Source organism: Synechococcus sp. WH 5701, assembly GCF_000153045.1.
Classification (GTDB): Bacteria; Cyanobacteriota; Cyanobacteriia; order PCC-6307; family Cyanobiaceae; genus Regnicoccus_A; species Regnicoccus_A antarcticus.
In genome coordinates, this window is record NZ_AANO01000025.1 from 1 (window position 1) to 2,043 (window position 2,043).

Consider the following 2,043-nt stretch of genomic DNA (forward strand, 5'->3'; position numbering starts at 1 on the left):
CCTGCTTTTGCTTGGTCTTCGCAGTATCAAGGAATGAGCTATGTTTTGTATTTTTCAAGTAAAGCCTAGATTATAGTTTTGTGATAGAGCCAAGCATTGGCTAGAAGAGATTCATTTTAATATTAGTTTGGCTTCAAATATCTTCGCTGTTTCTTTCTTCTAGAGCAGTCGTCTGCAGTTATAAAGCTTCGATCTGGTCTTCATCAAGCTGGGATCCAGACGCGATGGGCCAAGGCTTAAGGGCTTTGTCTGGAAGCTTGTTTCGTGCCCATGGAGATTTTGGACGCCCGGTGATGGAGTTGTTCGAGCTATTTCTCCCTCTTAAGGAGCGTTGCGATGGTCAGTTTTGGGGAATAGGGATTTGTTGAAAGCCGTTCGCTGAAGCCAGAGCAACAATGTCAGGGCGCTAATTGCGACAAGTCCACCCATCGGATTGGGATTGCTTCCGCCCGGTCCGATCAGCCATGCAGGGGCGTCTGCAGACAGTAGAAGAGCGTTTTTCTCCAGGAGAAACCAGCCGCTGATCAAGCCGCCATGTAAGCCAACACATCCCCAAAGCGAGCCATGGTCGAGCCGGCGACGCAGGGCCAGGACCAGGCCCAAGAGGAATAGCCCGCTGAGGAGCCCCAACATTGGCCAGACACCCATGTTGAAACGGGCGTGAACAAGGCTAAAAATCGCAGCCTGACTGATGACTCCAGCTTTCGCTCCAAGCAGGCGGTTCAGCTCCTGCCAAAGCCAACCACGAAAGAGTATTTCTTCAGCCAACCCAACACCGAATAACAGCACGAATGCATCCAGCAGAAGGCGAACTGAGTCTGTTCTTTGGAACTGTGCCCAATGTCCCAGTAGCAGCGGCAGCATGATCAGTGCGAGCAGAAGGACTGACCACAACAGCCCGCGTAAGAGGACTGCAAAAGATGATCGCTGATGAGCCTCCATGCCTCGGAGCCCTAAAGCAACCCAGGGTCGCTTGATCTGCCAGCGCAATCTGATCCAGCGTGGCATCAGTAGGAGAAACAGCAGAAAGCTGAATACTGTCCCGACCAGCGAAACAGCACTAGTGGGCAACCCCACCAACGTGAGCAGTTGGGCTTTGCTCCAGCCGATCAGGTACAAAACTGGAATCAAGACGAACACCGGAAGCCAACGCGGGGTTAGCAGGATCAGCCAATTCAGCCCGGCGTTGATGGTGCGGATCAATCAGTCTTCCGGTTCGATCGTGCTGGTGAGCCCCTTGGATTTCAACGTTTCGCAGTAAAACTCAGCTGGCTCGATGTCGCAGACGATCACCAGTCCGATGCCAGTGTTGTGGGCTTCCAACATGACGGCCATCGCGTCTTGTTCACTCAGCTGAGGAACCACTTGGCGCAATGTCGCCATGACGTACTCCATGCTGTTCACGGGGTCGTTGTGAAGCAGCACCTTGTATCGAGGTGACCGCTTCCGTACACGCTCAGGCGCTTTGTCGAGCACCGCAGCCCCTCCTGGACTACGGGTTGGTGTCTCCTCTGCCATCACTCGGCAACTCACTGGTTGAAATGTAAGGGAAATTGGATCACGGCCGTTTCAAAGAGATTTGATTCGTGCCATGGCTTCATTGACGTTCTTGCGGCTGTTGAAGGCAGAAAGACGGAAATATCCTTCACCAGCAGCACCAAAACCGCTTCCTGGCGTGCCCACCACATTGGCCTTGTTGAGAAGGTGATCGAAGAATCCCCAGGAATCCATGCCATTTGGGGTTTTGATCCAAACGTAAGGGGCGTGTTCGCCGCCGTAAATCTGCAAACCACAAGCAGTGAGCTCTTGGCGAATGATGGATGCGTTCTCCATATAGAAACTCACAAGAGCCTTCACCTCGGCTTGACCTGCTGCGGAGTAAACCGCTTCGGCACCACGTTGAATGATGTAGCTAACGCCGTTGAACTTGGTGCTCTGGCGTCGGTTCCATAAGCCCCAAAGTTCCACGAGTTCTCCATTCGCTGCGGTCCCTTTCAACCCTTTGGGGACCACGGTGAAAGCACAGCGAGTTCCCGTGAAGCC

The 2,043-nt window shown here is 53.1% G+C and carries 3 protein-coding genes; all 3 read right to left on the bottom strand.

Annotated features, from left to right (window positions below; genetic code table 11):
* Nucleotides 1–321: 321 nt before the first annotated feature.
* Entirely contained in the window at nt 322–1,203 is an 882-nt protein-coding gene (locus tag WH5701_RS00105) for a CPBP family intramembrane glutamic endopeptidase (RefSeq protein ID WP_006169713.1), read from the bottom strand.
* Nucleotides 1,204–1,518 (bottom strand): ATP-dependent Clp protease adapter ClpS, encoded by a 315-nt coding sequence (clpS, locus tag WH5701_RS00110; protein ID WP_009788857.1) that lies wholly within the window; start codon nt 1,516–1,518, stop codon nt 1,204–1,206.
* Nucleotides 1,519–1,569: 51 nt separating this feature from the next.
* Nucleotides 1,570–2,043: aminotransferase class I/II-fold pyridoxal phosphate-dependent enzyme (locus WH5701_RS00115; RefSeq protein WP_037978952.1), on the bottom strand; the 474-nt coding region annotated here is incomplete at its 5' end.